Origin of the sequence: Streptomyces sp. NPDC093149 (assembly GCF_044754145.1) — a bacterium.
Classification (GTDB): Bacteria; Actinomycetota; Actinomycetes; order Streptomycetales; family Streptomycetaceae; genus Streptomyces.
The window spans coordinates 130,060-151,992 of record NZ_JBIVON010000004.1; the positions used below are offsets into that span (position 1 = coordinate 130,060).

Sequence of the window (21,933 nt, forward strand, 5' to 3'; positions counted from 1 at the left end):
GAGCCCCCGTCAGTGCTTGAGGATCTTGGACAGGAAGTCCTTGGCGCGGTCGCTCTCCGGAGCGGTGAAGAACGCCTCGGGAGTGCGGTCCTCGACGATCCGGCCGTCGGCCATGAAGACCACACGGTTGGCGGCGGAGCGGGCGAAGCCCATCTCGTGGGTGACGACGACCATGGTCATGCCGTCCCGGGCGAGCTGCTGCATGACCTCCAGCACCTCGTTGATCATCTCCGGGTCGAGTGCCGAGGTGGGCTCGTCGAAGAGCAGTGCCTTGGGGTCCATGGCGAGGGCGCGGGCGATGGCCACGCGCTGCTGCTGGCCGCCGGAGAGCTGGGCGGGGAACTTGTCGGCGTGTGCGGCGAGTCCGACCCGTTCCAGCAGCTCCCGGGAGCGCCGGTCGGCCGCGTCCTTCTTCCGCTTGCGGACCTTGAGCTGGGCGAGCGAGACATTGGCCAGCACGGTCTTGTGCGCGAACAGGTTGAACGACTGGAAGACCATACCGACTTCGGCACGGAGCCGGGCCAGCCCCTTGCCCTCCTCCGGAAGCGGTCTGCCGTCGATCACGATCCGGCCCGACTCGATGGACTCCAGCCGGTTGATGGTCCGGCACAGCGTCGATTTACCGGATCCGGAGGGGCCGATGACCACCACCACCTCCCCGCGCCCGACGGTGAGATTGATGTCGCGCAGTACGTGCAACTGTCCGTAGAACTTGTTGACGTCCCGCAGCTCGATCAACGGATCGACGGCCATACGCTGCCCCACCCACTTGTCGCTATGTCGAGGTCAGCGCAAACTATCCAGCGCGAAAAGGGGACTTCACTTCCGACACGCAAAAATGGGGCATAAGGCTTCTTATCCGGTTTTGATGAAAGCGCTACCCCTCGGCCGACTCCGAATAGACCTGCGAGAGTTCGGGGCTGCCTGCCATCGCCCAGTCCAGCCCGGCCTCGACCACATCGATCTCCCGCCCCGAGGCGAGCCGCACGACAGGCTGCCCGCTCGGCCAGATGCTCCAGACCGCACCGGGGACGTTGCGCACCAGGACGGTGCCGAGGTAGAGCCCCGCGTCGTTGCCCAGCCAGGGCAGTTCCTCGGGATCGTCGCGCCAGCGCGGCGGCAGCTGGTCGAGCGCCGCCAACGAGGCCGGACTGTCGTCGAGTTCGAGCCCCCGCTGTCCCGCCCGGACACGCAGCAGCTCGCACTCGGCGAGAAGCTCGGCCACGCCCTCCGGATCGGCCGCGACGGCGGCGGCGAGCCCCGCCCCTCGCGTACCTTCGTGACGCTTACGCCAGTCGTCCAAGAAAGGGATGTTCATGATCGATTCCCCCTTGGTGCGTCGCCGCTGAACACGGGCCCGGCCTGGGCGGCATCACACACAGGCGAGATCGAGCAGCCGGCCCCGGTCAGCGTCGGTTCGCTCACGTTCACCATGATCATCTCCCACTCGACTCCCACCGGGCTCCCATCGCGTCAACTTGGCGAAGTGCGAACATCAGCCCACCATGACACAAAACCGGCCCCGGGTCGCTGCACCTCGGGGGGTGTGGACTGCGACCCGATTCGACCGATCGGTGGAGACGCTCCGCGGCGCCGGGGTGACGGTGCCGTACGGGCCGTGCGGCTTCGTACCGAACCAGCCGGGCGAGCGGCGCCCCGAGGGCTTCCCGTGGCACCCGGCCTCGGACACGGTCGGGGCCATTGAGCCTTTTCCAACCCCACGCTGAGGCGTGAGGCTGGAAAGGCTCATTGTCAGTGCATCCCCGTAGCCTGTTCCCATGTCGATCACGCCTTCGCCTGCCACGCCTGTGCGCTCGCCCGCCGCGGTGAACGCGGACATCCGCGCACTGTGGGCTGCCGGCCCGCTGTCACCAAAGGGCGAGGCGGAGTATCAGCGGCTGCTGGTGGAGTGGGAAGCCGCAGTCCGGGCGGATGTCGTCACAGCCGCCTGACCTGCGCGGCTCCGTTCGATCGGCAGTGCTGCCGTTTACGATCCGGCCGTGGCGATCGATGTGCCTGAAGAACTGATCACTCTGGAACGTGCCGCCGCCGAAGAGCAGCGCAAGGCCCTCGCCGAGCCCTGCACGAAGGAGGCGTGGGAGCCGTGGCGTGAGGCGGCGGCGAAGTTCCAGGCCGCGGTGACCGCGCACGCCGAGGCGACCGGGGTGTCCCGGTTCGAGCTGGAGATGGCGGTGAAGAAGGCCGTGCTGCATCCGGAACCGGAAGGCGACGACTGACGCGCGTCCCCCTCCCCCGGGCGCTGTTCCGGGTGAGGGGCGGTCTCGTAGCCGCGCCCGGCCATGGGCGCGAACGGGACGAGTCCACGGTACTGGGCCGGTATGACGACCGGGCCCGGGCACCGTGCGGCGCCTGCGCAACCATTCGCGTGCCCCACGTGTCAGACCTTGCACGCCTACATTCGGAGTGCCGTCGTGAGACCCGCCGCTGTCCTGATCGCCACCGCCGCCCTGCTGTCCCTTGCCGCCTGTTCGACTGAGCAGAGGTATGTGAACAAGGCAGAACCGGGCAGCAGCGCCTCAGCCGACACCGGCAGGGGCAGCACTGCGGAGAAGGCCGCAGGCATCCCGGACGCGCCGATCGGTGCCGACCGAGAGGTATATCTTCGCGCGATTCGGGCCGTGGACCCGCGGATCGTCGAGGACGAGGAGAAGGCCATCGACGCCGGCCGCAACCAGTGCTCCTCACTCGCGGGCGGAGGCGACAAGGTGGATCGGCTTGCGGCGCAGCGATTCGGGAACGACGCCCGGCCGCTCACGGACGCACAAGGCAAGCAGTTGAATGCCGCACTGCGGGGGACGCTGTGCCCTGAGTGACGTTGCTCCCAAGCAGGCCAGGCGGTCCCACCGACGGAGCACGCAGCGGGGCCGAGGCCCGCGTGACAGGGGACGGTGTTCCGTGACATCGAAGCTTCGCCGAATGTCACGGAACCGCCGCGCCATCGACCGGGACAAGGCACTCGCCCTGCTCGCGGACGGAATCCGTGACGGAGCTCGGGGTGCTGTGAGCGGGCGAGGGGTGCACGCTGAAGACATGAGCGCCCCGATAGTCGTCCACGGCCTGTCCCGCACCGGCGGGCGGAGAGTCACGATCAACGGGGAGATCGCCGGGCTCGCCCACGACGACCGCGACCTCGTCGAGTTCCTGAGACGGGCCGGACTCGAAGACGCCTGGGATCTCCTCGACGATCCGCACTGGATCGAGTGGCGCGGCAGGCGGGCGCACCGGTACGAGGCGGCGTGACGAAAGCCCCGCCGAAGAGGAATGTCAGGCACGAGGAACAGCCTGACGTACCGCGGTCCCGGCTGCTCCTCGACGATTCCGAGGTCGAGGAGCGTCTCCGTGTCGGCGGCGCCGTCGTCGATGTGCCGCTGTACCTGCCGCGGCGGAATGTCAGCCAACAAGTCTCCTGTACACCGAGGTTGCCACCAGAGCGCCGAGGCCGAGGAGGCTGTGGGAGTGGTCCGACGCAGGAGTGGCGGTGCCACTACGGCGGCACATCAGAGCATCCGGATCGCTCGACGACGGCTGGAGACTGCACCCCTCAGGCGCGGCTGCCGGGCGGGCCGGCCATCGGGGACTCCCGCCGCCGCTCCACCTGTCGAGCAGTGCGCGCCGTCCGCGACCACTCGGAGAGGCATACGGTCGCGCGCCCCTCGCAGCCGCCCACGCGGCGGGTCCGGGCCCGGCACAAGGTCGCCGTCACCGCGGGCTTCATCGGAAAACAGGTGGAGCCGGAAGATCCGAGCTGATAGTTTCGCGATCATGTCCAGCCCCGAGTCCGACAGACACTAGCCACCGGTCCGCCGGTGGCCGAAGTCGTCGGCGAACCGATCCCGCACGGTCGAGTACCGGTCGCGAGGTCGTTCCCGCCCGGCTGCCGCCGCCCGACCACCGCAGTGTGGGCTGCGTCTTCCCGTACGCGCACGTGACGCATCCGTGCGCGGATTCTCCGGCTCCGGCGCCTGCCGCGTCGCCGGGTTCCGTCCATGACGACCATGGGCGTTCTTCCGCGTTGCCGCTCGTCATCATGTTCGGGCGCGGCCCACACCCCCTGTCTGGTCCATCCATCAGCCGTCCACGGGGTTCCTCATGCCATTCGCTGTGTACGCGCTCGGGCTCGCCGTCTTCGCCCAGGGCACATCCGAGTTCATGTTGTCCGGTCTCGTCTCGGACATCGCCGCCGACCTCCACGTGTCCATTCCGGCAGCGGGGCTGCTGACCTCGGCCTTCGCGGTCGGGATGATCGTCGGGGCGCCGGTGATGGCGCTCTTCAGCCGCAACTGGCCGCGCCGCCGCGCGCTGCTGTTCTTCCTCTGTGTCTTCAGTGCCGTCCATGTCGTCGGCGCGCTCACCCTCGGCTACGGGGTGCTCCTCGCGACCCGGGTGGTCGGGGCGCTGGCGAACGCCGGATTCTGGGCCGTGGCGCTGGTGACCGCGGTTTCCATGGTCGGCCCGGAGGCCCGAGCGCGCGCCACGTCCGTGGTGGTCGGGGGCGTCACCATCGCGTGTGTGGCCGGAGTGCCCGCCGGTGCGGCGCTGGGCGGGCACTGGGGGTGGCGGTCGGCGTTCTGGGCCGTGGCCCTCGTCTCCGTACCGGCCGTCGTCGTGATCGCCAGGACGATTCCGGGGGGACGGCCGAAGGCCGCCCCCGCGCGCGCGGGCGTCGAGCTGCGAACCCTGTCCCGGCCACGGCTGCTGCTCACCCTCCTGACGAGCGCCCTCGTCCAAGGGGCGACGTTCTGCGCGTTCTCCTACTTCGAACCGCTCGCCACCCATGTCACCGGGCTCGGTGACGCCTGGGTGCCCGCCCTCCTCGCGCTGTTCGGCCTGGGCTCGTTCGTCGGGGTGACCGCCGCGGGCCGGCTCGTCGACGCACGGCCTCTCGCCCTCACCACGGCCGGCCTCGTCTCGCTCGCCGTCGGCTGGACCGCGTTCGCGCTGAGTGCGGGGAGCCCGTTCGCGACGATCTCGCTCGTCTTCGTCCAGGGGATGCTCGCGTTCGGCACCGGGACGGCTCTGATCTCATGGGTGTTCCGGTTGGCAGCCGACGCACCGACCCTGTCCGGCTCGTTCGCCACGGCCGCGTTCAACGTGGGCGGCGCGCTCGGCCCCTGGTTCGGCGGCCTCGCGATCGATGCGGGACTCGGCTTCCGGTCGCCGCTGTGGGTGAGCGCGCTGCTTATGGTCCTGGCGCTGGGAACCGCCTGGGCATCACTGGGCACGCGCCGGGCCGTCGACCGCGGTCGGGACGGCGTTCCCGCAGTGTGACCGCCGATGGATGAAGCCCCGCCCGGCGCTGAACGGGCGGGGCCGTCCTGATCACAGCAAGCAGCCAGCGAGCGGGACAAGGACATGGACCACCGTATCGGCGGCCACTGACAAAGGCGCCGCACGCCGGGATCCGCCGCTCGGAGCCGACGGCACTAGGATCTGCCGCACACACGCGAACAGGGGGTTCCGGTGACCGAGGACCGCGACGGCATCGTCGTCTACTGGAGGCCCGGCTGCCCGTACTGCATGAAGCTGCGCCTGCAACTGCGGCTCACGAAGTTGCAGTACAGCGAGGTGAACATCTGGCGCGACCCCGAGGCGGCGGCCTTCGTCCGGTCCGTGGCGAACGGGAACGAGACCGTGCCGACGGTCACCGTGGCGGGCAGGCCCATGGTGAATCCGTCCAGGCGCCAGGTGCTGGAGGCCGTCCGCGCCGGGGCTCGGCAGGAGTGAGCCCCGGCGGGGCGAGCCGTCAGAGATCCAGGTCCACGACGACCGGGGCGTGGTCGGACGCGCCCTTGCCCTTGCGCTCCTCGCGGTCCACATAGCTGTCCTCGACCGCCGTGACGAAGGGCGCGTTGCCGTAGACGAGGTCGATCCGCATGCCCTTGTTCTTCGGGAAGCGCAGCTCCCGGTAGTCCCAGAAGGTGTAAGGACGGTCGTACTTGAGCGGGCGGGGCATGACGTCGGACAGCCCCTCCTGGCGCAGTGCGGCGAGCGCGGCCCGCTCGGCGGGTGTGACATGGGTCGCGCCCTCGAACAGCGCCGGGTCCCATACGTCCTCGTCGGTCGGGGCCACGTTGAAGTCGCCCAGGACCGCGAAGGGCTGCGAACCGGCGGCGTCCGCCGCGACGGATTTCTGCAGGGCCTCGAACCAGCGCAGCTTGTACGCGTAGTGCGGGTGCTCGATCTCGCGGCCGTTGGGCACGTACACCGACCAGACACGGACCGGGCCACAGGTCGCGGAGATCGCCCGGGGCTCCTCCACTCCTTCGTACCCGGGGCCGTCGGGCAGCCCCTTGACGACATCGGCCAGGCCGACCCGGGAAACCAGCGCGACCCCGTTCCACCGGCCTGTGGCGTTGACCGCGGATTCGTAGCCGAGCTCGCGGAGCTCGTCCGCAGGGAACTGCTCGGCGGTGCACTTGGTCTCCTGGATGCACAGCACATCCGTGCCGGTGCGCTCCAGCCAGGCCAGCAGCCTCGGGAGCCGGGCGGTGATCGAATTGACGTTCCAGGTGGCGATGCGCATGTACGTAAACCTAGCCGCTCCCACTGACAGTCGCCGGACCGGTGCCGGTCACAGGCCGGTCGAGTCCCCGGGGGCCAGCCGGCCGTGGTCGGTGCGGCCGAGGCTGCCGATCTGGGTGTCGTAGATCGGGCGGGCCAGATCGGTGAGCAGTGCGTCGTGGATGTCGATGGCGCGGCGCGGCCCGACCTCGCGTACGTAGTCGATGACCTCCGAGATCTTGTTCCAGGGCGCCATCACCGGAAGCATCAGTGTGTCGACCGGCCGGTCGGGGACGGTGAGGGCGTCGCCCGGGTGGAAGACGGAACCGTCCACCAGGAAGCCGATGTTGGTGATCCGCGGGATGTCCGGATGGATCACCGCATGCAGTTCGCCGTGCACCTGTACCTCGAAACCCGCGGCGGAGAAGGTGTCGCCGTGACCGACGGTGTGGACACGGCCGGGGAAGGCCGCGGCGAGCCGGTCGGCGACGCTGCGCAGGGTCCAGATCTCGGCGGCCGGGTTGGCCTCCATGCCGGCGCGCAACCGCTCCTCGTCGAAGTGGTCGGGGTGCTCGTGCGTCACCAGCAGCACGTCGGCGCCGACGGCGGCGTCCTGCTCCGAGAAGCCGCCCGGGTCGATGACGAGCGTCTGCCCGTCCTTCTCCAGGCGGATGCAGGAATGCGTCTTCTTGGTCAGTTTCAGGTGCGCGGGGTTCATGGCCCCATCCTGCTACGGACGGGGCGTCGTTTCTTCCTGAATCACTGTCTGGGCGATCGAGAAGGCGGCGCTCGCGGCCGGTACGCCGCAGTACACGGCGGTTTGCATCAGCACCTCCTTGATCTCGGCCGGGGCCAGGCCGTTGCGCAGTGCGGCCCTGACATGCGCGGCCAGGCTCTCCAGACGGCCGGAGGCGACCAGCGCGGTGAGCGTGACACAGCTACGGGTGCGGCGGTCCAGGCCCTCGCGGTTCCACACCTCGCCCCAGGCGTAGCGCGTGATCAGCTCCTGGAAGTCACCGGTGAAGTCGTCGGCGGCGGCCATGGCCCGGTCCACATGGGCGTCGCCCAGCACCTCGCGGCGCATCTTCATGCCGGACTCGTACGGATCGGTGCGTCCGGTGGTGCGGGTCTCGGGCTGTGCGGTGGCGGCGGTGATCTCCGCGACGGGCAGCACGGGAGCGGAGAGCTGCGGGGTGTGCGGCGGTACGGGGATGGCGGCGAGGGTGTCCTGCCAGGCCGTGGAGAAATGGGTCAGGAGCAGATCGGTGACGGCTCCGGGCTGCTCGACCGGGGCGAGGTGCGAGGCGCCGGGGACGAGGGCGAGCCTGGCGTCCGGTATGCCCGCGACCAGGGTGCGAGCGTCTCCCGGCCCGGTCACCCGGTCCTCGGCACCGACCAGGACGAGGGTCGGGACGGTGATGCGGCCGAGTTCAGCACGGATGTCGAAGGCGGCGAGGGCTTCGCAGGCGGCGATGTAGCAGCCGGGGTCGGTGGTGCGGACCATCTGGACGGCCCACTCGACGATGGCCGGCTGGGCGGCGGCGAACCCGGGGGTGAACCAGCGCTCCGGTGCGGTCCGGGCCATCGGCTCCAGACCGTTGGTGCGCACGACCACCCCGCGCTGGCGGAATTCGTCGGCGCTGCCGAACCGGGGCGAGGCTGCGACCAGGGCGAGCGAGGCGACCCGGTGCGGGTGACGCAGTGCGAGGTCCGCGCCGATCGCGCCGCCCATGGAGCAGCCCGCGTACCCGAAGCGCTGGACGCCGAGTCCGTCGAGGGTGGCCAGCAGTCGGTCGGCGAGCTCGGTGACGGCGGAGGTCGGGTGGGCGGGGGCACCGCCGTGGCCGGGGAGGTCGAAGCGGAGCACTCTCCATTGCTGGGTGAGCTCCGGTATCTGCCGGTCCCACATGTGCCATGTGGTGCCGAGATAGGGGCCCAGGACCAGGACCGGTGCGTCCTCTGGCCCGTCAAAGCGGTATTGCAGGGTGTTCGGTGGTGTCACGCTCACCCGCCCGACCCTCTCATGTACCACGAAATCTCACATCGCCGGGGCGAACCCAGCGGGTCTCGTCCCTCGCGCGACGACAGGTCCGGCACTGCCGGAACCCTCTCGTCGAGAGTCCGGGTACGTGTTCTCCGGCGTGTACTGGTGACCGTTGATGTCCCGTCTCCAAGGAACCGGTCCGTCTCGAGGAATCCGGTCCGATTCGAGGAATCTGGTCCGATTCGCCTTGGTTCTCCTCCGATTCGCCTTGGTTCTCGGGTGAGTTGGTCCGCCCCTGCCAGGTCGGCTTTCATCCTCTGGCGTTGGCGACTGCCGAGTTGTCCATGTAGTCGCGGGCCCGCGTGATCAGTCCGCTGCGGATGTGGAGGATCAAGAGACCGGGGACGGTGAAGTCGGTGCGTCCGGTCGGCAGCGTTCCTGCCACGACGTGCTCGGCGATGATCACTTCCGGATCGACGGTCTCGTAGGCCGCGATCTTCCTGACCTCCTGCACCTGGACGGGGCTTGCGCCCCAGGCCGCCCGGTATCCCGCGCGCACTGCCTCGCGCCCCTCGTAGCGCGGAGGGAAGCCGGGCGAGGTGAACGGGAACTCGTGCACCGCGTCCACGGCATAGAGATCGGCGAGGTCGTCCGGGGACTTGTCGAGCATGGCCTGGTAGTAGCGGTTCAGCACCTCGCGAGGGGTGCGAACAGCAGGTGTATCCACATGCGGCACAGGGGCCTCCATCCGCTCAACGCTTGTTGACCCACTTACCGTAGGGCCGGCCGGAAGTTCGGTCAACGGCTGTAGAGTGAATGGGTGTCCACTCCTCGCCAGTCCCGCGCCGACCGCCGCCGAGCGACAGAGGCGCGCATCCTCGACAGCGCCCGGGAGCTGTTCGCCGAGAAGGGATTCGATCGCACCACCATCCGCGCCGTGGCGACTGCGGCGAGCGTCGACCCGGCTCTGGTCATGCAGTACTTCGGCTCGAAGCGCGAGCTCTTCACCCGAGCCGCGCAGGCGCTTCCCGTAGTACCGGCGACCACTGACACCGACGTGCTCGTCGATCAGCTGCTGGCCACGCTCGGCCTCAAGCTCGGCGGCCTTCCCGAGGGCACGCTGGCGATGTTGCGCTCGATGCTCACCGATCCGGCAGCAGCCGATCACGTCCGCGTCGCCCTCGATCGGCAGATCGACAGCGTCAGCGCCGCCCTGCCCGCAGGCGAGGACCCCGAGCTGCGCGCCGCACTGTTCGTCACCACCTTGCTGGGCGTCACCATCGGCCACCGGTTCCTCAACCTGACCGCTCTTCGTGGCGCCCCGGCCGACCACATCGCCGCCCTGCTGCGCCCGGCGTTCAAGGCCCTGGCAGGACCTCCGGGCTGAGAACGGCGCCGATGCTCGGTGCGCTCATGCGGTCCCGCCCTGAGGGGGCGAGCCTGTGGAGGCGGTACCCGCCTGGGGGTACACATCGGACGTCCAGGTGGGATCTGTCGGCGTCGACGGTGCCCAGCGTCTCGCTCTGCCGGCCCGCTGAGAAGGTTGAGCCCTTCGGTCCTGCCTCACGGGTCCGGAAGTTCACCGCGTTCAAGGGGCAGAAGAACTTCACCGGCGACAATTGAGCAGTGACCTTGCGGTCTTTGGCGTGCCATGGATCGTGGGTGGAGCGGGACGCGGTCCTGGCTCTGGGCTTCGATCCCGCCGTCGTGGCTCTGGCGTCCCAGCTGTTCCGCCCGGTCCGGCCGGACGACGGCCGGGATCCTCACGCCGGACAGCGATCCCACGCCGTCGGCATGCCGGACGAAACACTCGATGCCGGAGCTACGGAGGCGGTGTGCTGGGCGAGGAGTCCCAGTGCGTCAGAGGATGGGCTTCCGGGTTCGGCGGTGTAGAACTCGATCCGGTAGTCGGGCATGGCCGGTTGGTTCATCGCGTGGTAGGTGACTGTCAGGGTGCCGACTTCGGGGTGGTGCAGGGTGCGGTCGCCGTAGGTGCATTCGCGGACGTTACCGCTTGCCCACATGGTGGCGAACTCGGCGCTGTGGATGGTGAGTTCGCCGATGAGTTCGGCCAAGGCCCGGTCGTCGGGGCGTCTGCCGCTCAGCATGCGGAGGTACGCGACATGGGTGCGGGCGTAATGCTCCCAGTCGGCTTCCATGGCGCGTACGTGGGCGTCGAGGAACAGCATCCGGGTGGCAGACGGTCGGGTAGCAGGGTCGGCCGGTGCGTCGAAGTCGAGGTGGCCGGCGAGCAGTCGGTGCGCGAGCTGGTTCCAGCCGAGCACGTCGTTGCGGCGGCCCAGGAGGACGGCCGGGACCTGCGGCATCGAGTTCAAGAGGTCGAGGACCGGTTTCGGAGCGCGTTCGACGGGGGGTCGGCGACGTTTGGCTGCCGGGGCGGGGCGAGCCAGGTCGAACAAATGCGCAGTCTCGGTCGCGTCAAGGAGCAGAACTCGGGCAACCGCACCGAGGACCTGGTCGGAGGCGTTGACGCTGACTCCCTGTTCGAGCCGGGTGTAGTAGGCAGGGCTGATCCCGGCGAGCCGGGCGATCTCTTCCCGGCGCAGCCCTGGGACGCGTCTGGCCCGTCCGGCAGGTAGGCCGTGCCGGTCCGGAGTGATGCGTGCACGCCTGCTGCGGAGGAATTCCCCGAGTTCGGTGCGCAATTTCATGCCACTCAGAATATCGACCGTGTGCGTCGGCATCGGACGTGAAGGTGACCCTGTGAGTGGTAGGAATGCGGATCCTACGAAAAAGACATGGCTTGTTGGCGACGAAGGGGGGATCGACGCTGGAGATCGTTCACTGTGACCTGTGACTCAAGGAGCGATCTGCTCGATGCCTCTTGCTCTTGTGGCGCTGGCGCTCAGCGCTTTCGCGATCGGAACCACCGAATTCCTCACCAACGGACTGCTTTCCTCGCTCGCCGCCGACTTTGACATCTCCGTCGCGGATGCCGGCCTGGTGACCACGGCCTACGCAATCGGGCAGATGTGCGGGCCTTTGCTGGCCCTGGCGACCCTGCGGCTTCCGACCAAGCGGGTGCTCGTGATCCTGATGGTGTTCTTCACGCTCGGCAACCTCGTCGCAGCGCTCAGCCCCACCTTCACATTCCTGCTCGTGAGCCGCTTCGTCACCGCCTGGTCGCACACCGCATTCTTCGGCGTGGCCTCGGTTGCCGCGTCCCGGCTGGTGCCCCGCCGGAAGCAGGCCGGTGCCATCGCGCTGGTCTTCACCGGCCTGAGCCTGGCGAACGTACTCGGCATGCCCGCCGGCACACTCACCGGACAGGTCTGGGGATGGCGTGGCTCGTTCCTCGTCGTCACCGCGGTGAGCGCCGCGAGTCTGGCCGGGATCGCCGTGCTCGTTCCCACCGATCGCGACCATGCCGCCGCGAACCTGCGTGAGAGTCTGCGCCCCTTCACGAACGCACGTCTTTGGCTGGCGTTGGCCGCGACGGCGATCGGATTCGGCGGACTCTTCGCATCGTTCACCTACATCGAACCCCTCCTGACGACCGTGACCGGTTTCTCCTCCACGGATGTCGTATGGCTGCTCGCGATCTACGGGGCCGGCCTCGTTGTGGGCAACTGGCTCGCCGGCAGGGCAGCCGACCGGGCACTGCACGCGACAACCATCACGCTGCTGATCGTGCTCGCCTGCGCTCTGACGGTTTTCGCGTACACCGCGCAATACCGTGCCGTCACGGTCCCGATGCTCTTCCTCCTCGGCGCATGCGGCTTCGGACTCCTCACCCCGCTCCAGACCTTCGTCCTCCGCTTCGCCGGAAACGAGTCCTCCCTCGTCGGCACCGCGAACACCGCAGCCTTCGGTGCCGGCATCACACTTGGCTCGCTCCTCGGCGCGACGGTCCTGAACAACGGCGGCACCTTCACAGCCGTGAACCTCTCCGCAGGCGCGATGACCCTCCTGGGGCTCGTCGTCTATACGGTCGCGGCCCTGACCGACCGACGTTCCGCGACAGTGCCGGTGCACGTGCCGGCAGCGGCAACGCACCAGTAGTGCTTCGTCGAGGAGCGGTCGGGGTCGAGACGGTGCGGGTGCGCCGTGATGGCTCTCCGGCTGAGCGACCGCGAAGACCGACCGCCCCGGCCGAAGGAGCTGATCCACCACTCGGACGCCGGGTCGGCGCGGGCAGCGCGGGCAGGTCTCGGTCGACGCGTCGCCGGGCCGCCGGGCCGCCGTCGGCAGTGGGGGGCTTGTGCCGGTCAGGTGCGTGACCTGCACCGCCACCTCTCCTGCTGTTCACGCCCCGGCCCGTGAGCGGTGTCCGTCACCGATACCCGGTCGCGTCCGCCGGCTTGCCGGCGCTGTCGACCTCGACCAGGTAGCGCCAGCAGTCCGGGCGTGAGCCGTCGAGGTCGGTGAAGCCGTAGTCCTGTGCGAGTTGCCCGCTGGACAGCGACTGGCCGTTCCAGCGCGCGACGTCGGCGTCGCGGGCCAGCGCCGCGACCGCGCGTCCGACGTACGACGGGCTCTCCGAGATGCAGAAGTGCGGCACCGTGGCCAGCGCGTCGCGCCAGCTGTCCTCGGTGACACCGAACGTGTCGAGCATCATCTCCGAACGCAGCCAGCCCGGGGTGAGCGCGACCGCCGTCCCGCCATGCCGCTCCAGCTCGTGTGCCAGCACGAAAGCCATGCGCAGCACGCTGTTCTTGACCAGGTCGTAGAAGTACGAGTTGCGGTAGTGCGTTCCGTTGTACGCGGACGTCCCGTCGGTCATCTCGACCACGAGTCCGCCCGGTCGACGCACCAGCAGCGGCAGCGCGAAGTGGCTGGTGATCGCGTGGGTCTCCACGCCCAGTCGGAGCAGCCGCAGTCCGTCGTCGAGGTCGTGTTCCCACACCGGCTTGTCGAACGCGAACAGCCGCTCTCCGCCCCAGACATCGTTGACCAGCACGTCGAGCCGCCCCTGCTCGGTGTCGATGCGCTCGGCCAGCGCACGGACCTGCTCAGGCACCAAGTGGTCGGTCGGCACCGCGATGCCGGTTCCGCCCGCGGCGGTGACGAGCTCCGCGGTCTCCTCGATCGTCTCGGGCCGGTCGTACTCCGAGCGCCGTTCCCGCGTCGTGCGGCCGGTGACGTAGACCGTCGCGCCCGCCGCGCCCAGCTGGACGGCGATACCGCGCCCGGCTCCCCGTGTGGCCCCCGCGACCAGCGCGACCTTTCCGCGGAGGTCCGGTGTCGATGTGTCGGGCATGAATCCCATGGAGTTCCTTGTCTGTCTGCACGGCCTGGTCCACGTCCGTCATCGACGCGGACCGGTGACACCATGCTCGACCCAAAACCCGACACCCTGTGTCGTATTTTTTCACCCGTCTCACGGGCCCGGGGCGCGGTCCGCGAACCGGGCGTTGTCCGGGAAGAACCGGAAGTACGCTCCGCGCATGGGACTGGACATCAACGTGCTGATCGCCGACTGGTCATGGCTGGGCGAGGTTCCTCCCCGCGACCGGCTGGCCCGGCTGAGGGAGGCCTGGTACGCCGATGAGACCGGCTTGTGGCACCGCGAAGAACCCGCCGCGGAGGGCGAATGGGAGCGGCCGGGAGGACCCCACGGCGCCTGCTTCGACATCTACGAGTTCCGTGGCACCCTCGGCTCCTTCAAGGCGCACTTCTGGGCCGGGCACCGCTGGCAACAGTTCCGCGACCATGCCGAGCCTGAGATCCGGACCGGACTGGACACCTTGCTGAGCGGGCTGATCCGGGACGGTCCGGACGGTGAGGGGTCGCGCACGGACGCGGGCTTCTTCAGCGACGATCCCGCCCTCTTCTACGGCGTGCTGCTCGCACGGTCGCCCGACAGCGTGCGGGAGCTGGCCGCGACCTGGGAGCGGGTACGCCCGCGGCTCGGCGAGCTGCGCGGGGTCTTCGCCGAGCACGCAGCCGCAGCCAGTGGGTGGGTCGGGCACTTCGAGGGGTTCACCGACCTGCTGGAGGACTGGGGGCGCGTGCTGACCGAGGCCACCCGGCGGGGCTGGGGCGTCGTGGGACTGAGCGAGTAGCGCGGGGCCGGGTCCCTCGCCGGCCGTGGCGCCCCGCGGCATCTGTCGCGCACGCGCCGCCACGGCCACGTGCACGCTCGCCGCGCCGCCACGGCCACGTTCACGCTCGCCGCGCCGAAGGGCACGTTCGCGAGAAGCAGGAGCACGCATCGGCCTTACCCGGTGGTCCGGGCCCCGGACGACCTGCGGGCGGACGACGCTACTTTCGAAACACGCCCCAAGGTCTCTCGTCGCGATCAGGCCGGACTTGAACCGAACGCGGGAACCCGGCCGTGGTTCCTGCGGTGTGACCGTTCGTCGGACGCGCGCCGCCGGAGTGCCCGGACCGTTCAGGGGGTCGCCGCGGATACGACATAGACGACAGGGTTCATCGGGTCGGTCATGTTCACTGTGATGTTCTGGGTGGGGCGCGGGCGCTCGTTGGTGTGCGTGGTGCTCGCCCACTCGACGCCGGGCCCGAAGCTCCAGCCCGGGATCTTCTGGTCGCGGGCACTGATGCCGACCTCTCCGGCCTGCAGGTCGGCGCGGCTGCTGCCCAGTCGGCTCAGGAACCGGTCGAGCCCGGCGGACGTGGTGCGGAACTCCACATACAGCCGGCTGGCCTTCCAGTTGTTGGTCTCGTAGTACCGCACGTCCAGGGAGTTGCCGGGCATCGGCAGCTCGAAGATCCGGCGCTGCAACCGGGACGGCCAGCCCTCGCGCATTCCCTGTACGGAGGCCTCGGCCTCCTTGTTCTGGCCGGAGCGGCGGCTCTGTCCGGCGGAGATCAGCAGATAGCCGGCCGGGATGCCGATGAGCAGCACGATGATGGTCGCCGTGATCAGACGGCGGCGGATCATCCGGCGCCGGTCCTGCGGCCGCTTGTCGTCGTCGGGCGGCGAGGACTGGCGTGGCAGGACGGGGTGCTCGGCTGCGGTCATGTCTCTGGGGATCCCTAGGAGGTACGAGTGTTGCGCGTGTTCCGGATGGTGCTGGCCGCCTGGTCGTAGATCTGGGCGTACCGCTCGTACCGCTCGACGCGGCGACGGTTGGCACGGCGGAATCTGCGGGCCACCAGCCGGGCCAGGTCGGCGGCGCCGACCATACCCGCCTCCGGGCCCAGCTGTGCCTTCGCGATCCGGGCCTCGGGGCGGTAGCCGCGGCCGGTGAGGTGGCGTTTGAAGGCGTCCCTGGCGGGGCCGATCAGCAGGTCGTCGGCCGCGCTGACGCCGCCGCCGATGACGAAGCAGGAGGGGTCGAGCGCGGCGGCGAGGTTGGCGATGCCGACGCCGAGCCACTGGCCGATGTCCTGGAGGAGCTCGACGCACATCGCGTCGCCCTCGCGGGCCAGCTCGGTGATGAGCGGCCCGGTGATGTCGGGAATGTTCCCCTTCACCCGCTCGATGATGCCATGGGCCACCGGGGAGTCGGCCGCGGCCAGTTCCTTGGCCTCGCGGACGAGCGCGTTGCCGGAGCTGTACTGCTCCCAGCAGCCGCGGTTCCCGCACGGGCAGCGATGTCCTCCGGGAACCACCTGCATGTGACCGAACTCACCGGCGACGCCGTACTTGCCGCGCTTGACCTGACCGTCCTCCAGGATCGCGCCGCCGATGCCAGTACCGAGCGTGATCATGACGAGGTGGTCCTCGCCGCGGCCCGCTCCGAAGCGCCACTCCGCCCAGGCGGCGGTGTTGGCGTCGTTGTCGACCATGACGGGGACGACGAGGCGGGAGGCGAGGGCGTCGCGCAGCGGTTCGTCGCGCCAGGCGAGGTGCGGGGCGAAGAGCACCTTCGAGCGGTCCGCGTCGACCCAGCCCGCCGCCCCGATGCCGACGGCGTGCACATCGTGCCGGTCGGAGAGGTCCAGTACCAGTTCGACGATGGTGTCCTCGACGACCTTGGGGCTCTTGGACTTGTCCGGCGTCTCGGTGCGCAGCTGCTCCAGGATGTTGCCGTCGGCGTCGACGACGCCAGCCATCACCTTCGTGCCCCCGATGTCGATGCCGACGGTGGGTACCCGTGGCGCCGTGAGGTGCGAGCGTCGCTCCCGGGTGCCCACGGTCCGCAGGACGGTGGCGCGGGCGGAGCCGCGGTGTGTGAAGTCGCGGTACGTGCTCATCGTCCCTGCGGGGTCTGGGGGGCCGGAGGCGGTGCTCCCGGCGGCGGACGGCGCCCGTCGAGCTCGATTCTGCCACTGCTGGGGCGCCGCGGCGGGCGGACCTGTGGGGGGAGCGCGGGTATCGGTCCGGGCTACCGCGGGCCGTCGGTGCCGGGGGGAGAGCCGAGACGGGTCGGCCCCGGGGCCCGTTCCAGTTCGTGGCTGAGCTCCTCCAGCTCACTGCCGCCCGCCATTTGGCGGGTCAGCTCGTCCAGGGTGATGTTCGCCCTGGTGTGGCTGCCGGACATGGCGCCCCGCTTGAGGAGGACGAAACGGTCGCCGACGAGAAACGCGTGGTGCGGGTTGTGCGTGATGAGGACCACCCCGAGACCCGCGTCGCGGGCGGCCGCGACGTACTTGAGGACGACCCCGGACTGCTTGACGCCGAGCGCGGCGGTGGGCTCGTCCAGTACGAGGACCTTGGCCCCGAAGTAGACGGCCCGCGCGATGGCGACGCACTGGCGCTCGCCGCCGGAGAGCGTGCCGATCGGCTGGTCGACGTCGCGCAGGTCGATCCCCATGCGCAGCAGCTCGGAACGGGTCGTCTCGCGCATCAGCCGCACGTCGAGCCGTTTGAACGGGCCCGCGCCGGTGGTCGGCTCGGAGCCGAGGAAGAAGTTGCGCCAGACCGGCATCAGGGGGACGACGGCCAGGTCCTGGTAGACCGTGGCGATGCCGCGGTCGAGGGCGTCGCGCGGGTTGACGAGGGTGGTCTCCTCGCCGTCGACGAGAAAGGTGCCGGCATCGTGCCGGTGCAGCCCCGCGATGATCTTGATCAGTGTGGACTTGCCGGCTCCGTTGTCGCCGAGGACGCAGGAGATCTCCCCCGCGTGGACCTCCAGCGAGACGTCCTGGAGTGCCTTGATGTTGCCGTAGAACTTGCTGACGCGGTCCAGCTCGACGAGCGCCCGGTGGGGCGTCTCCTGGTCGGCCGGCCGGCCGGCCGGTGCCTGGGGGGCCGTCATTTCGTCGCCTCCGCGCGCTTGCGTACCCATGCGTTGAGCAGGGTGGCCAGGAGCAGCATGGCTCCGAGGAAGAACTTGAACCAGTCCGGGTTCCACTCCGCGTACACGATGCCCTTGCTGGTCATGCCGAAGATGAAGGCACCGACCGCGGAGCCGATCGCGGAGCCGTAGCCACCGGTGATCAGACAGCCGCCGATGACGGCCGCGATGATGTAGATCAGTTCGTTGCCGACGCCCTCGCCGGACTGCACCACGTCGTACGAGAACAGCAGATGCTGCCCCGAGACCCAGGCGGCGAAGGCGACCCCGAGGTAGAGCCCGATCTTGGTACGGATCACCGGGACGCCGACCGCGCGGGCCGCGTCGGCCTCGCCGCCGACCGCGAAGATCCAGTTGCCGAAGCGGGTGCGGAGCAGGATCCAGGTGGCGATCGCGACGAGCACGGCCCACCACAGGATGGTGACCTTGAACTCGACGCCGCCGATGGTCCACTGCGAGGCGAAGACCCGACGGGCCGAGTCGAAGCCCTCCATGTCACCGATGGTCTTGGTCGACACGGTCCCGCTGATCAGCTTGGTGAAGCCCAGATTGAGGCCGGTCAGCATCAGGAACGTACCGAGCGTGATGATGAAGCTCGGCAGTCGGGTCCGGGTGAGCATGAAGCCGTTGAAGGCCCCGATGGCCAGTGTGACCAGCAGCGACACGAAGACGCCGACCCAGACGTTGGCCGTCATCTGGTAACTGAACATCGACGAGATCAGCGCGGAGCTGGTGACCAGCACCCCGGCGGAGAGGTCGAACTCGCCGCCGATCATCAGCAGCGCCACCGGCGCGGCCATGATCCCGATGGTGGAGGCCGCGTAGAGCACCGTGCCGAGGCTGGAGGCGCGCAGAAAGCTTTCGGCGACGATCGAGAAGAAGATGAAGACGGCCGCGGCGCCGACCACCGAGCCGAGCTCGGGGCGGCCGAGCAGCTTGCGCAGCGGTGAGGTGCGCAGCAGCCGCTCGTCGGCCACGGCCGGGGCGGGTGGACCGGTCACCGTGCTCATCGGGTGCCCCGCTTCGTGTACTCGGCGAGTTCGGCGGCGTCCTTCGAGGTGATGATCTGCGGGCCGGTGAGAACCGGACGGCCGCCGCCGAGCACATTGCCGTTGTAGCGGTGGAGCCAGAGCAGGTCCACGGCCTCGTACCCCTGGAGGTAGGGCTGCTGGTCGACCGCGAAGCCGAGGGTCTTGTCCTGGAGGGCCGTGGCGACCTTGGCGTTCAGGTCGAAGGTGTCGATCTCGGCCTTGCTGCCGGCGGTCTTCTTCGCCTTGACGGCGGCGTCCGCGAACGGCGCGCCGAGTGTGACGACCGCGTCGATGTTCTTGTCGGCCTGGAGCTTGGCCTCGATGGACGCCTGGACGTCGGGCATGTTGGTGCCTTCGACGTACAGGTTCTGCATCTGCCCGTCGAAGGTCTTCTTCGCCCCGGCGCAGCGCTGCTCGTGGCCGACGTTGCCCTGCTCGTGCAGGATGCACAGGGCCTTCTTGCGGCCCCGTGCGTTGAGCTCGTCGCCGACCGCCTCGCCCGCGATGGACTCGTCCTGGCCGATATGGCTGAGCGCACCGAACTGCTTGGACTCCGCGGAGCCCGAGTTCACCGTGATCACCGGGATACCGGCCTTGGTGGCCTTGGCGACGACGTCCTTCATCGCGTCGGGCTTGGCGAGCGTGACGATCAGCCCGTCGACCTTCTGGTCGATGGCCGCCTGGACGAGCTGGGCCTGCTGCTGCGCCTCGTCGTTGTGCGAGTACAGGAACTTGATGTTGTCCTTGACGGCCGCCTGCTCGGCGCCCCGCTGGACGATGTCCCAGAACGTGTCGCCGTCGCCCGAGTGGGTGACCATGGCGAAGGTCCAGCGGGGGGTGTTCACCGCGGACCGGCCCTCGGCGGCAGCCCGCGCCGCGCGCTCCTCCGCACGCTTGCCACCGGTGCTGCTGCATCCCACGAGGGAAACCCCGAGCACCGCCGCAAGCACGGCGCCCATCGCACGTACCCCTGTCCGAACCCTTGCCACGACGCCATGCCCTTCTTGTGCTGCTCGTTGTGCTGCCTGGTGGACCGGGGACGGTTCACACCCTGCTCTGCCGGCCAAGTATCCCCGAGCCGCCGACGGCGCCGCCCGGCAGGGCGGAGGTCGACGTTCCGGTTCAGGGCGGTCCGGACGGGCCGGGCCCGTTCCCCGCCTGCCTCGTTCCCCGCGTGGGAGAACTCGACGCCGCCCCCGGCCGCCGTCTCCTTCACGCCGTCGCACACGATCCCCCGGTAGCCACGTCCCTCCTCCCGGGTCCGCATCCGTCGCGGGCCCGGGTGACCCCCGTCACCGTACGAGCAACTGGAAGTCGAAGGAATAGCGCGAGGCCCGGTAGATGTGGGAACCGAACTCGACCGCGCGCCCCGTGTCGTCGAAGGTGGTGCGTTCCATCGTCAGCAGCGCGGCACCCTCGGTCTCGGCGAGTGCGGCCGCTTCCTGGGCGGTGGCGAGCCGGGCGCCGACGGCCTGGCGGGCGCTGTGCAGGGTGATGCCGGCGCCGCGCATCATCCGGTAGAGGCCGGTGGTCTCCAGCCGTTCGGTCTCCAGGCCGACGATCCCGAGAGGCAGGTGGTTGCGCAGGAGTGCCAGCGGCTCGTCGTGCGCGTACCGCAGTCGCTCGACGAGGTGCACGTCGGTGCCCTCGGTGATTCCGAGCGCGTCGGCGACTGCGGCGTCGGCGGGCTCGACGGTGTTGCGCAGGACACGGGTGGTGGGGTGTCCGCCCGCCGCCTCCAGGTCGTCGTACAGGCTGCTCAGTTCGAGGGGGCGCCGGACCCGGCTGTGCACGACCTGGGTGCCGACGCCTCGGCGGCGGACCATCAGTCCCTTGTCGACCAGTGACTGGATGGCCTGGCGGACGGTGGGGCGGGACAGCCCGAGCCGGGCCGCGAGCTCGATCTCGTTGCCGAGGAGGCTGCCGGGGGCCAGCCGGCCCTGCTCGACGGCCGCCTCCAGCTGCTGGGCCAGCTGATAGTACAGCGGAACCGGGCTGGTGCGGTCCACACCGAGTTCGAGTGCGGCGGGGTCGGTGGTGGGTTTGGGCACGCGTGGAGGGTATCCCTCACGTCAGAACCTCCGGTAGTCCGGTCGTCCTGTTGTCCGGACAGCATGAAGATCGAACAAACCTCGCCTTGTCAGGACATATGGTTGACAGCGCAGTCGGTGGGCGGCACGTTGGGTCCATGCGCATCGGACTCATCGGCACCGGCCGGATCGGCTCCTTCCACGCGGGCGTGCTGGCCCGCCATCCCGCGGTCGACGCCCTGGTGGTGACGGACACCGACGGGGCACGGGCGGCCGAGGTCGCGGACCGCCTCGGTGCGCGGGCCGCGGACAGCGCCGCCGAGGTGTTCGGCGCGGGCGTGGACGCCGTGGTGATCGCCTCGGCCACCTCGACGCACGCGGATCTGATCGGGCAGGCCGCGCGCGCGGGGCTGCCCGTGTTCTGCGAGAAGCCGATCGCGCTGGACCTGCCGGGGACGCTGGGCGCGCTGTGCGAGGTCGACCGGGCGGGCAGCGTCCTGCAACTGGGCTTCATGCGCAGATTCGACGCCGGGTACGAGGCGGCCCGCACCGCGGTGCGGGCCGGGGCGCTGGGCAGGCTGCACACCGTACGGGCCATGACCATGGACCCCGCACCGCCGCCCGCCGCGTATCTGCCGCTCTCCGGAGGGCTGTACCGGGACTGCCTGGTCCATGACTTCGACATGCTGCGGTGGGTGACGGGCCGTGAGGTGACCGAGGTGTACGCCACCGGCTCGGATGCCGGACCCGGGATGTTCCGGGCGGCGGGTGACGTCGACACGGCGGCGGCCCTGCTGACTCTCGACGACGGCACCCTGGCCACGGCGACGGCCACTCGCTGCAACGGCGCCGGTTACGACGTGCGGATGGAGCTGGCGGGCGAGCTCGGCCAGCTCACGGTCGGCCTGGACGACCGCACTCCGGTCACCTCGGCGGAGCCGCGGGGCCCGGCCGCGCCGCGCCGCCCCTGGCCGGGCTTCCTGGAGCGGTTCGCCCCGGCGTACGAGGCGGAACTGGACGCGTTCGTACGGGTGGTGCGGGGCGAGCTGCCCAATCCGTGCGACGGCCGGGAGGCGTGGTACGCGCTGCTGATCGCCGAGGCGTGCGAGGTGTCCCGGCGGGAGCGGCGCCCCGTGGCGATCGCCGAGATCGCCGACGGGGCGGCCGCCCGGTCCGGCGCTCATGCCGCGGGATGAGTC

General features: G+C 69.8%; 24 protein-coding genes. 10 read left to right on the forward strand and 14 right to left on the reverse strand.

The genetic code is table 11. From position 1 onward, the window contains the following. Positions 1-9 precede the first annotated feature (9 nt). Together ACIQCZ_RS14185 and ACIQCZ_RS14190 are read right to left on the reverse strand one after the other, a co-directional pair. A complete protein-coding gene (locus ACIQCZ_RS14185; RefSeq protein WP_402282920.1) occupies positions 10-753 on the reverse strand; it encodes an amino acid ABC transporter ATP-binding protein in 744 nt (247 codons plus the stop codon). Positions 754-877: 124 nt separating this feature from the next. Beyond that, positions 878-1,318: a DUF6278 family protein gene (locus tag ACIQCZ_RS14190; protein ID WP_402282335.1), complete on the reverse strand. Its 441-nt coding sequence runs from the start codon at positions 1,316-1,318 to the stop codon at positions 878-880. A 460-nt stretch (positions 1,319-1,778) separates the two neighbouring features. Between ACIQCZ_RS14190 and ACIQCZ_RS14195 the strand changes: the two genes are divergently transcribed. From ACIQCZ_RS14195 to ACIQCZ_RS14220, 6 genes are all read left to right on the forward strand, one after another. Further along, a complete protein-coding gene (locus tag ACIQCZ_RS14195; RefSeq protein ID WP_402282336.1) occupies positions 1,779-1,952 on the forward strand; it encodes a hypothetical protein in 174 nt (57 codons plus the stop codon). Positions 1,953-2,000: 48 nt separating this feature from the next. Beyond that, on the forward strand, positions 2,001-2,237 hold the full coding sequence (locus ACIQCZ_RS14200) for a hypothetical protein (RefSeq protein WP_402282338.1): 237 nt from the start codon (positions 2,001-2,003) through the stop codon (positions 2,235-2,237). Positions 2,238-2,432: 195 nt separating this feature from the next. Continuing rightward, positions 2,433-2,834, forward strand: coding sequence for a hypothetical protein (locus ACIQCZ_RS14205; RefSeq protein WP_402282339.1), 402 nt, complete (start codon positions 2,433-2,435; stop codon positions 2,832-2,834). A gap of 217 nt (positions 2,835-3,051) precedes the next feature. Continuing rightward, a complete protein-coding gene (locus tag ACIQCZ_RS14210) occupies positions 3,052-3,261 on the forward strand; it encodes a hypothetical protein (RefSeq protein ID WP_351086487.1) in 210 nt (69 codons plus the stop codon). Positions 3,262-4,110: 849 nt separating this feature from the next. Beyond that, a complete protein-coding gene (locus tag ACIQCZ_RS14215; protein WP_402282341.1) occupies positions 4,111-5,289 on the forward strand; it encodes a Cmx/CmrA family chloramphenicol efflux MFS transporter in 1,179 nt (392 codons plus the stop codon). Between the two features lie 192 nt (positions 5,290-5,481). Then, positions 5,482-5,745 (forward strand): mycoredoxin, encoded by a 264-nt coding sequence (locus ACIQCZ_RS14220; RefSeq protein ID WP_402282343.1) that lies wholly within the window; start codon positions 5,482-5,484, stop codon positions 5,743-5,745. Positions 5,746-5,764: 19 nt separating this feature from the next. Here ACIQCZ_RS14220 and ACIQCZ_RS14225 read toward each other — a convergent pair whose 3' ends face one another. The 4 genes from ACIQCZ_RS14225 to ACIQCZ_RS14240 form a co-directional block, all read right to left on the reverse strand. Next, positions 5,765-6,544, reverse strand: coding sequence for an exodeoxyribonuclease III (locus ACIQCZ_RS14225; protein WP_402282345.1), 780 nt, complete (start codon positions 6,542-6,544; stop codon positions 5,765-5,767). Between the two features lie 48 nt (positions 6,545-6,592). Continuing rightward, positions 6,593-7,240 (reverse strand): MBL fold metallo-hydrolase, encoded by a 648-nt coding sequence (locus ACIQCZ_RS14230; protein WP_402282346.1) that lies wholly within the window; start codon positions 7,238-7,240, stop codon positions 6,593-6,595. Positions 7,241-7,252: 12 nt separating this feature from the next. Next, positions 7,253-8,530: a 4-carboxymuconolactone decarboxylase gene (gene pcaC, locus ACIQCZ_RS14235; RefSeq protein WP_402282347.1), complete on the reverse strand. Its 1,278-nt coding sequence runs from the start codon at positions 8,528-8,530 to the stop codon at positions 7,253-7,255. 286 nt (positions 8,531-8,816) lie between these two features. After that, the gene (locus ACIQCZ_RS14240; protein WP_402282349.1) at positions 8,817-9,242 is read right to left on the reverse strand and encodes a nuclear transport factor 2 family protein; all 426 of its coding nucleotides are present in this window, start codon (positions 9,240-9,242) and stop codon (positions 8,817-8,819) included. Positions 9,243-9,326: 84 nt separating this feature from the next. Here ACIQCZ_RS14240 and ACIQCZ_RS14245 point away from each other — a divergent pair, with 84 nt between their 5' ends. Beyond that, the gene (locus tag ACIQCZ_RS14245) at positions 9,327-9,893 is read left to right on the forward strand and encodes a TetR/AcrR family transcriptional regulator (RefSeq protein WP_402282350.1); all 567 of its coding nucleotides are present in this window, start codon (positions 9,327-9,329) and stop codon (positions 9,891-9,893) included. Positions 9,894-10,269: 376 nt separating this feature from the next. On the opposite strand, the gene ACIQCZ_RS14250 is transcribed toward ACIQCZ_RS14245, so the two are convergent. Next, on the reverse strand, positions 10,270-11,178 hold the full coding sequence (locus ACIQCZ_RS14250; RefSeq protein ID WP_402282352.1) for a helix-turn-helix transcriptional regulator: 909 nt from the start codon (positions 11,176-11,178) through the stop codon (positions 10,270-10,272). Between the two features lie 166 nt (positions 11,179-11,344). Here ACIQCZ_RS14250 and ACIQCZ_RS14255 point away from each other — a divergent pair, with 166 nt between their 5' ends. Next, positions 11,345-12,529, forward strand: a complete 1,185-nt coding sequence (locus ACIQCZ_RS14255) for an MFS transporter (RefSeq protein ID WP_402282353.1) — start codon at positions 11,345-11,347, stop codon at positions 12,527-12,529. A gap of 271 nt (positions 12,530-12,800) precedes the next feature. On the opposite strand, the gene ACIQCZ_RS14260 is transcribed toward ACIQCZ_RS14255, so the two are convergent. Further along, positions 12,801-13,736, reverse strand: coding sequence for an SDR family oxidoreductase (locus tag ACIQCZ_RS14260; RefSeq protein WP_402282354.1), 936 nt, complete (start codon positions 13,734-13,736; stop codon positions 12,801-12,803). A gap of 178 nt (positions 13,737-13,914) precedes the next feature. Between ACIQCZ_RS14260 and ACIQCZ_RS14265 the strand changes: the two genes are divergently transcribed. Then, entirely contained in the window at positions 13,915-14,532 is a 618-nt protein-coding gene (locus tag ACIQCZ_RS14265; protein WP_402282355.1) for a hypothetical protein, read from the forward strand. Between the two features lie 329 nt (positions 14,533-14,861). Here ACIQCZ_RS14265 and ACIQCZ_RS14270 read toward each other — a convergent pair whose 3' ends face one another. The 6 genes from ACIQCZ_RS14270 to ACIQCZ_RS14295 form a co-directional block, all read right to left on the reverse strand. After that, entirely contained in the window at positions 14,862-15,452 is a 591-nt protein-coding gene (locus ACIQCZ_RS14270; protein WP_402282357.1) for a hypothetical protein, read from the reverse strand. Between the two features lie 14 nt (positions 15,453-15,466). Continuing rightward, positions 15,467-16,630 carry an ROK family glucokinase gene (locus ACIQCZ_RS14275; RefSeq protein ID WP_124721377.1) on the reverse strand — a complete coding sequence of 388 codons (1,164 nt, stop codon included), beginning with the start codon at positions 16,628-16,630 and terminating at the stop codon, positions 15,467-15,469. Between the two features lie 131 nt (positions 16,631-16,761). Further along, entirely contained in the window at positions 16,762-17,634 is an 873-nt protein-coding gene (locus ACIQCZ_RS14280; protein ID WP_402282359.1) for an ATP-binding cassette domain-containing protein, read from the reverse strand. After that, complete coding sequence (locus ACIQCZ_RS14285; RefSeq protein ID WP_402282360.1) at positions 17,631-18,683, reverse strand: ABC transporter permease; 1,053 nt, start codon at positions 18,681-18,683, stop codon at positions 17,631-17,633. The genes ACIQCZ_RS14280 and ACIQCZ_RS14285 overlap by 4 nt, the downstream gene beginning before the upstream one ends. Then, complete coding sequence (locus ACIQCZ_RS14290) at positions 18,680-19,663, reverse strand: sugar ABC transporter substrate-binding protein (RefSeq protein WP_391740658.1); 984 nt, start codon at positions 19,661-19,663, stop codon at positions 18,680-18,682. The genes ACIQCZ_RS14285 and ACIQCZ_RS14290 overlap by 4 nt, the downstream gene beginning before the upstream one ends. A gap of 333 nt (positions 19,664-19,996) precedes the next feature. Then, a complete protein-coding gene (locus tag ACIQCZ_RS14295; RefSeq protein WP_402282361.1) occupies positions 19,997-20,755 on the reverse strand; it encodes a GntR family transcriptional regulator in 759 nt (252 codons plus the stop codon). Positions 20,756-20,892: 137 nt separating this feature from the next. Here ACIQCZ_RS14295 and ACIQCZ_RS14300 point away from each other — a divergent pair, with 137 nt between their 5' ends. After that, on the forward strand, positions 20,893-21,930 hold the full coding sequence (locus ACIQCZ_RS14300; RefSeq protein WP_402282362.1) for a Gfo/Idh/MocA family oxidoreductase: 1,038 nt from the start codon (positions 20,893-20,895) through the stop codon (positions 21,928-21,930). The last annotated feature ends 3 nt before the right edge of the window (positions 21,931-21,933 follow it).